At 62.4% G+C, this 8,331-nt stretch carries 6 protein-coding genes; 5 read left to right on the top strand and 1 reads right to left on the bottom strand.

Annotated features, from left to right (window positions below; all coding sequences use genetic code 11):
• Positions 1 to 462: TolC family protein (locus F8N12_RS26790; protein ID WP_191623228.1), on the top strand; the 462-nt coding region annotated here is incomplete at its 5' end.
• A gap of 164 nt (positions 463 to 626) precedes the next feature.
• Here the strand turns inward: F8N12_RS26790 and F8N12_RS26785 are convergent.
• Complete coding sequence (locus F8N12_RS26785; protein ID WP_150583068.1) at positions 627 to 2,255, bottom strand: PvdJ/PvdD/PvdP-like protein; 1,629 nt, start codon at positions 2,253 to 2,255, stop codon at positions 627 to 629.
• Positions 2,256 to 2,507: 252 nt separating this feature from the next.
• Here F8N12_RS26785 and pvdM point away from each other — a divergent pair, with 252 nt between their 5' ends.
• The 4 genes from pvdM (at position 2,508) to F8N12_RS26765 (ending at position 8,128) form a co-directional block, all read left to right on the top strand.
• Positions 2,508 to 3,878 carry a pyoverdine-tailoring dipeptidase-like protein PvdM gene (pvdM, locus tag F8N12_RS26780; protein WP_150583067.1) on the top strand — a complete coding sequence of 457 codons (1,371 nt, stop codon included), beginning with the start codon at positions 2,508 to 2,510 and terminating at the stop codon, positions 3,876 to 3,878.
• Complete coding sequence (locus F8N12_RS26775) at positions 3,875 to 5,158, top strand: aminotransferase class V-fold PLP-dependent enzyme (protein WP_150583066.1); 1,284 nt, start codon at positions 3,875 to 3,877, stop codon at positions 5,156 to 5,158. Before pvdM ends, F8N12_RS26775 begins: the two co-directional genes overlap by 4 nt.
• A 175-nt stretch (positions 5,159 to 5,333) precedes the next feature.
• A complete protein-coding gene (locus F8N12_RS26770; protein ID WP_150583065.1) occupies positions 5,334 to 6,212 on the top strand; it encodes a formylglycine-generating enzyme family protein in 879 nt (292 codons plus the stop codon).
• Positions 6,213 to 6,469: 257 nt separating this feature from the next.
• On the top strand, positions 6,470 to 8,128 hold the full coding sequence (locus tag F8N12_RS26765; RefSeq protein WP_150583064.1) for a cyclic peptide export ABC transporter: 1,659 nt from the start codon (positions 6,470 to 6,472) through the stop codon (positions 8,126 to 8,128).
• The last annotated feature ends 203 nt before the right edge of the window (positions 8,129 to 8,331 follow it).

Genomic DNA, 8,331 nt, shown 5'->3' with positions numbered 1-8,331 from the left:
GCCGTCACCCTCGGCGCCACACTGGGCTCAGGGTCCAATATCGCCTCCGAGCTATTGCGCAGTCCGTTCTACACCCTCACCGGCGGGCTGGTGGCGCCGATCTTCAACAACGGTCGGCTCGGCGCCGAACGCGACAAAGCCACGGCCCGCCAGGAGGAACTGCTGCAAACCTATCGCGCGGACATCATTAATGGCTTCGCCGACGTCGAAAAAGCCCTGAACGGCATTCACGGACTCGACGCGCAGCGGCAGTGGCAAAGCGAAGAACTGGCCCAGGCGCAAACCGCGTTCAACATCGCGCAAGACCGCTACGAAGCCGGTGCAGAGGATTTGCTGACGGTGCTGGAAACCCAGCGCACGCTGTACGCGGCACAGGACCTGAATGTGCAATTGAGGCTGTCGCGATTGCAGGCGAGCATTGCGTTGTACAAGGCGCTTGGGGGTGGGTGGCCGGTGTTGTGATCGCAGTGGCAGGCAGATCGTTTTCGCGAGCAGGCTCGCTCCCACAGGGGCTATCGGTGGATCGCACAGCCCTGTGTTCTGCCTGAATTCCTGTGCCCACGATGCGACTCATAATCTGTGGGAGCGAGCTTGCTCGCGAATGAACGATAGCGCGCAGTCACTGGTTAACTGGCAATCGGCTTGACCTTCAAATGCCGCGCATACCACGGCCGTTGCGGCACACGACGAAAGAGCCCGGCAAGTTTTTTGTCGTCGCTCATAAAGGTGATTCGCAAGGCCAGTTTCATGGTTTCCGGGTCCATCTCCACCGACTTGCCCAACTGCAAACCGGGCTCGCTGCTGCAGCCGTGGCTGCCTGGGCCGAGCCAGGGATCATCGATCTCTACCCAGCGTCCCGGCGCGAACCACGCCACACCGTTGACCTCAAGCCGACTGACTTCCCCCGGATGAAAGCGCTCATGGGCGCGAAACCAGTCTTCCAGCCGATCATCGATCCAGCCGTGAAAATGCCAGAACACCGGGTTCACATGCGAGGAAAACGGATCACCCAGGAAATCATTCTCCGGCCCGTACCAACGGGCTGCAAAATCTGCCGGATCCCTGGCAAACGGCACCGGCTGACCGTTGGACGGGTCGCGCGGCACCGAGGCCCAGCGCATATGCAACCAGTCATGCAAACCCAGTTCGACCTCCGAACCGAACTGACCCAGCGTCAGCGTCGACAGATAACGCGGGTCGCGATACAGCGACTCCCACACCTCGAAATTGCTGTGATAGGTTTCGGCGGTCTTGATGTCGCTGACCCATTGGGTGTACTCGGAGTCTTCGGCGGCCAGCCAGGTCGGTGGCAGTGCCGTGCCGTCCTGATTGTCGAAATAACGGGCGAAACCCAGCCGGTCCCGCTCGAGCTCCGGCTGCGGCATCGGGAAACGCGTCCAGGACGGTAAATCCTGCATCGAGCGCGCAGTGCCGAGCATGTGCCGGTGCATGAAAAAGAAATCCACGCCCGAGCCATTGCGGTCCTTGCGCTTGCCACGGGCATCACGCTCCTGCCCACGCGGGCCGGGTTGCCAGCCGATGCCGCGCAAGGCCTCGCGTTTGTCTTCCGGCAGCGTATGCCACTTGTCCCGGCTGGCGTGCCAGAGCTGGTGAAACAACCGGTGCTCCGGGGAAATCAGCCAGGCCAGCAACGTCGGATTGAGCCCCACCCGCTCGCGCGCTTCGGGAAACAGGCGCTTGCGCGCGACAAAGCGATTGTCCAGTTCCGACAGGCCGAGCGGGCGGTCGAGACGGGTAATGCGCCCGCTAAGGGTGCCGCTGCCGGCATTGCCAAAATCAGCCCAGACCTCATCGAGCACCACCGCCATTTCATAAGTCGCCGCACCGTTGCCGGCGCGGGTGTCGACCAGACGCCAATAACGTTTGCCGGGCCCGGCCTTGAGCAGATCACCGATCAACCGATAGCGCGGCTCGCCGTCACCGCGCAACTGTTGCGCCGTGTCCAGGCAACCGCGCAAGCCGCGCCCGCGCTGGGCAATGTCGAGAAAAAGTTCCAGGCCCTGCAGCGGCAATCCCTCAAGGCCTGCGTCGGCCCCTTCAAAACGAATCTCCCAGATGCCCCGCAGCGAGCTGGCCAACTGCTGACCCGCGGTGTTGGCGAGGTCGACGGTGGCCTCCCCGGGGGTGATCGTCGGGTCCGGTCTGGTCCATTCGCGATGCCCGTAATAAGCCGCAGGCACGGCGGCGCCGGTCAGCGCCAGGCCCGCCATGAACCATCGTCGAGAAATCGTCATTGCCCTACCTGTGTCAGCCATGAAGCAGGCTTTATCCAAGCTAGAACGTTTATTGCCTTTGAAAATTTAAAAGCATCGCCAGCAGGCTGGCTCCCACAAGGACGGGGCGAGCAACGAAGATTCCCTGTGAGAGCAAGCCTGCTCGCGATGGGGTCATCAGCCGCCCTAAATTTCCGGCCGGATCACTCGTTCTCCCCAGATAGCAAAGGCCCTTGCGCCTGCACCTCGATGGCGGACCTGACTGAGATGGCAATGACAACACCACGTTCGAAAAAGGCGCTTTACATCGGCCTGCCCCTGGCCCTGGCGATCTGCGCCGGCGCGGGTTTTGCGGCCTGGGATCTGTGGTTCAGGGACGATCTCGGCTACCCGCTCAAGGTGCTCAAACAGGCCGATGAACTGCACGCGCGTATGCTGTCCTTCGACAGCCATGTCAGCCTCGCGCAGAACTTCGGCACCGCCGGCAACGAAGCCGACAAGGATGGCGAGGGCCAGTTCGACCTGGTCAAGGCCAATCGCGGCCAGCTATCCGGCGCCGCGCTGACCATCTTCGGCTGGCCGGAAATCTGGAACGGCGCCAACGCGCCGCACAAGCCCACTGACGGGTTCGTCGACGAAGCGCGCAACCAGCAGGAAATCCGCTACAAAATCATCACCGGCATGGTCCGCGACTTTCCCAATCAGGTCGCCATCGCCTACACCCCGGATGACCTGCGCCGCCTCCACGGCGAAGGCAAATTCGCGATTTTCATCAGCATGCTCAACGCCTACCCGCTCGGCCACGACCTCAATCAGCTGGACCTGTGGGCTGCGCGTGGCATGCGCATGTTCGGCTTCAGTTACATCGGCAACAACGACTGGGCCGACTCTTCGCGACCGCTGCCGTTCTTCAACGATTCGCCGGACGCGCTCAATGGCCTCTCAGACCTCGGCCAGCAAGCGGTGCATCGCTTGAATGACCTCGGGGTAATCATCGATGTTTCGCAAATGTCGAGCAAAGCGCTGGAGCAAGTCGCCCTGCTCAGCCGCACGCCGATGATCGCCTCGCACTCGGCGCCGCGGGCCATGGTCGACATCCCGCGCAACCTCAGCGACAAGGAAATGCAACTGATCAAAAACAGCGGCGGCGTCGTCCAGGTGGTCGGCTTTTCGCAGTACCTCAAGCCGTTGACGCAGAACACCCAGGACAAGCTCAACCAGTTGCGCGAGGAATTCGGTCTGCCGCCGCTGCCGAACCTGGCCATGGCGCTGATGCCGGGCGATCCGATCATTGCCGCCTGGTCGGAAAGTAAATTCGGCCAGTACGCCGGGCGCCTCTACGCCATTCTTGAGGGAGAGCCCAAGGCCAGCCTCAGGGACCTCGGCGACGCGATCGATTACACGGTGCGCAAAATCGGCATCGACCACGTCGGCATCAGCTCCGACTTCAACGAAGGCGGTGGCGTCAAAGGCTGGAACAACGTCGGCGAGATCCGCAACGTCACGGCCGAGCTCATCTCCCGTGGCTATTCCGAAGCGGACATTGCCAAGCTATGGGGCGGTAACTTCCTGCGGGTCTGGGCCCAGGTGCAGAAGGCCGCCAGACCGGCGCTGGCATCCCGTCAGAACAGTCGTCAGCCATGAGTGATCGTCGTACTTTCTTGAAGCAGGCCAGCCTCCTCGCCGCCGGCCTGCCTTTGGCCGCCAGCCTGAGTAACATCGCCACCGCCGTCCAGCCAGCAGCGCTGCCGCGGGATAGATGGGCGCAGCTGCGTCAGCTGTTCGATCAAGACCCGGACTACCTGCATTTTTCCAACTTTCTGGTGACCTCACACCCCAGGCCAGTGCGCGAGGCCATTGAAAGGCATCGCGCCGCGCTCGATAAAAACCCCGGGCTGGCGATGGACTGGGACCTCGGCGTGATCGAGCAGCGCGAAGAAAACGTCCGGGTCTGGGCCGGTCGTTACCTGAAGGCCGACGCCCGACAGATCGCCCTGACCGGCAGCACCACCGAAGGCCTGGCGATGATTTACGGCGGCGTGCACGTGCGCCCCGATCAGGAGATCCTCACCACCGCGCATGAGCATTACGCCACCCACACCATCCTCGCCTTGCGCACCCAGCGAGATGGCGTGCGCGTACGCAAGATACGTTTGTTCAAGGACGCGCAAAGCCTGAGCAAGGCAGAAATCCTCAGCAACATCGAGCAGAACATCAGGGCCGAGACCCGCGTGCTCGGCATGACCTGGGTGCATTCCGGCAGCGGTGTGAAATTACCGATCGCCGAGATTGGCGCCCTGGTAGACAAGCACAACCGCCACCGCAGCGAACAGGACCGGATCATTTATCTGGTCGATGGCGTGCATGGGTTCGGCGTCGAAGCGATGGATTTCCCCAGCATGAATTGCGACTTCTTCATCGCCGGCACCCACAAATGGCTGTTCGGCCCGCGTGGCACCGGCATCGTTTGCAGTCGCAGCACTGAGGTCAAATACGTCACGCCGATCATCCCGACCTTCTCTGAAGCCACCGCGTTTTCCACCACCATGACCCCCGGTGGCTATCACGCCTTCGAACACCGTTGGGCGCTGGACGAAGCCTTCAAATTGCACCTGCAACTGGGCAAGGCCGACGTGCAGGCGCGCATCCACGCGCTCAACCGTTACCTGAAAGAGCGCTTGCTGGAGCAGCCGCAAATCGAACTGGTGACGCCGCGCAGTGCGCAACTGTCCGCCGGTTTCACCTTCTTCCGGGTCAAGGGCAAGGACAGCGACAAGGTCGCCGCCTACCTGATGCAGAACCGCGTGGTCGCCGACGCCGTGGAACGCGACGTCGGTCCGGTCATTCGCACGGCGCCGGGGTTGCTCAACAGCGAACAAGAGATCGATCGCTTCATGGTGATCCTCGGCACGCAGCTGGGTTGAGATGCACATGATGGCTTGTGGGAGCGAGCCTGCTCGCGATGAGGGCATCACTGCCAACATCCGCATTGTCTGCAATGACGCCTTCGCGAGCAGGCTTGCTCCCACAGGGGGCGTGCGTTTGCAGGGCCAGCATGACTCCTCCGGGACTTTTTTTACTTTTGTATCGAGAGCAAAGATGAACAGTGAGCTGCGAAATTTATCCCTGAGGACCCTCGCGCTGGCCGCAGCGGTCGCGAGTCTGTTGCCGTTCGGCGCCCAGGCCGCAGAGCCCCTCGCAGTGGGCAAGGTGTTCAAAGACTGCAAGGACTGTCCGGAAATGGTCGTGCTGCCCACCGGCACATTCACCATGGGCACCCCGGAAACTGAAGTCGGGCGCGAGCCGGATGAAGGTCCGCAGCACCCGGTGACGTTCGCCAAACCCGTTGCCATCAGCCGCTTCCAGGTGCTGGCCGGCGAGTGGGACGCTTATGTGCGTGACAGCGGTTACCGGATGCCCGACGGCGATACGCGCCCCGGCCGCGAGTGCAAGGCCGGCGTGCCGCGCTATGAGCGCACGGCCAAACACCCGGCGGTGTGCATGGACTTCCCGGAAGCGCAGGCGTATGTCGCCTGGCTGTCGAAGAAATCCGGCCAGGCCTATCGACTGGTCAGCGAATCCCTGCGCGAATACGCCGCCCGCGCCGGCAGCACCGGCCCCTTCCCCTTCCCCCTCGATGCCGACAAGGACTACAGCATCGCCCAGCACGCCAACACTTATGGCGCTGGCGATGGTTATAACTTCACCTCGCCGGGGGGCAGTTTCCCGGCCAACGCCTTCGGCGTCTACGACATGCACGGCAACGTCTACGAATGGACCGCCGATTGCTTCAACGACAGCTACAGCGGCGCGCCAAGCGACGGCAGCGCGTGGGCAACCGGCGACTGCAAAGTCCGCCGCATCCGCGGCAACGACTGGGGCGAAGCGCCGGTGTTCTCGCGCTCGGGCAATCGCAACGCGGTGTATCCGGATGCCCGCGGCGACTGGCTGGGCTTTCGTGTGGCGCGGGACCTGTGAGACATCGGCCCGACGGAACACCCCCGCTGCGGAAAACTCCGACACTTCTGTGGGAGCGGGCCTGCTCGCGAAAGGGCCGCCACTGGCGCCGCTGATGTTTGACAAACGTCCCTCTCGTTCGCCAGCCGCGCCCACCTTGCCCCTGCCGACCTTCAACAAACCCGTGCGCGGCTAAATCGTCGCCCACGGGTTTCGTCTTTCAACCAGCCAGACTCTTGAACCTTTGCCTTCACCGGCACTTGAAAGCGGACACTTGCATGACCTCAAAATCCCGCGGAGCCATCAGCGAAGTCTTGGGCCTGCTCAGGCCTTTCCGCCTGATCGTGGTAACGTCGATCCTGCTCGGCATGCTCGGCGGCCTCAGCATTACCGCGCTGCTGGCAACCATCAACGACGCCTTGAACGCCGTCGGCAGTCCGTCGCCGCGGGTGATCGCGACCTTCATCGGCCTGTGCGCGGTGGCGCTGCTGACGTCGATTCTGTCAGACATCGGCACCAACCACGTCGGCCAGCACATCATTGCCGGCCTGCGCAAATCATTGGGCGAAAAAGTGCTGCTGGCGCCGATCGAACAGATCGAGCGTTTCCGCAGTCATCGCCTGATTCCGGTGCTGACCCACGACGTCGACACCGTCAGCGACTTCGCCTTTTCCTTCGCGCCGCTGGCCATCGCTTTCACCGTCACCCTCGGTTGCCTGAGCTACCTGGCCTACCTGTCGCTGCCGATGTTCGCCTTGCTGCTGGTCGCTATCGTGATCGGCACTGCGGTGCAAATCGTCGCTCGCAGCAAGGGCATCAAGGGTTTCGAAGCCGCGCGGGAAGCCGAGGATGAACTGCAAAAACACTACAGCGCGATCGCCGCCGGCGCCAAGGAACTGCGCATCCATCGCCCGCGCCGCCAGCGCATGTTCAGCCAGCGCATCGAAGGCACCGCCGATTTCATCTGCAACACGCACATCCGTTCGATCAATACCTTCGTGGTCGCCAAGACGTTCGGCTCGATGCTGTTTTTCGTGGTGATCGGCCTGGCGCTGGCGCTGCAATCGTTCTGGCTGGGCACCGATAAGGCCGTGCTCAGCGGTTTTGTCCTGGTGCTGCTGTACATGAAAGGCCCCATGGAATACCTGGTCACCACCCTGCCGGTGGTCAGCCGGGCCAACATCGCGTTCAAACGGATTGCCGACCTCGCCGAGCAGTTTTCTTCGCCAGAGCCGCATTTGCTGATCAGTGACAAGGCCGCCCCGAAAGCCCCGGTCCAACAGCTGGAACTGCGCGACGTGCACTTTGCCTTTCCTGCCGTGGATGGCAGCCTGCCCTTCGCTTTAGGGCCGGTGAACCTGTCCATAGGTCAAGGCGAAATCGTCTTCATTGTCGGCGAAAATGGCGGAGGCAAAACCACGCTGATCAAGCTGCTGCTCGGTCTGTATGCGCCCCGCAGCGGCGAAATCATCCTCAACGGCCAGCCGGTCCTGGCGCACGACCGCGACGATTACCGCCAGCTCTTCACCACGATTTTTGCCGATTACTACCTGTTCGACGAACTGGTGCAAGGCGAGCAAAACGTGCCCGCAGACGCCAGTCGGTACCTGGAACGCCTGGAGATCGCGCACAAAGTCAGCATCCGCCACGGCGCCTTCAGCACCACCGATCTGTCGACCGGCCAACGCAAACGCCTGGCGCTGCTGAATGCCTGGCTGGAGGAGCGTCCGGTGCTGGTGTTCGATGAGTGGGCGGCTGATCAGGACCCGGTCTTCCGGCGGATTTTCTACACCGAACTGCTGCCCGAACTGAAAGCGCTGGGCAAGACCATCATCGTCATTTCCCACGACGACCGTTATTTCGATGTCGCCGACCAACTGGTGCGGATGGAAGCCGGCCGGGTCATCAGCGAAAAAGCTTCGCTGGTCACCGCTTGAGCGCGCCGACAATTTGCGTCTTTTGTGAGAATCCTATGAACGAACTGCTTGATGATGATCTGCTGGCGCTATTGCTGGCAGAGGCCGAGGCCCACGAACAGGCTCCCGCGCAGCACACGCGACGGGACCACGCGCCGCTGTCTTTCGCCCAGCAGCGCTTGTGGCTGGAGCAACAGCGCGCACCGCACAGCTCGGCCTACAAC

Origin of the sequence: Pseudomonas fluorescens, from assembly GCF_902497625.1 — a bacterium.
Taxonomy (GTDB): Bacteria; Pseudomonadota; Gammaproteobacteria; order Pseudomonadales; family Pseudomonadaceae; genus Aquipseudomonas; species Aquipseudomonas fluorescens_BQ.
The sequence above is the reverse complement of the archived record's forward strand: the minus strand, read 5'-3'. Positions and strand labels throughout refer to the sequence as shown.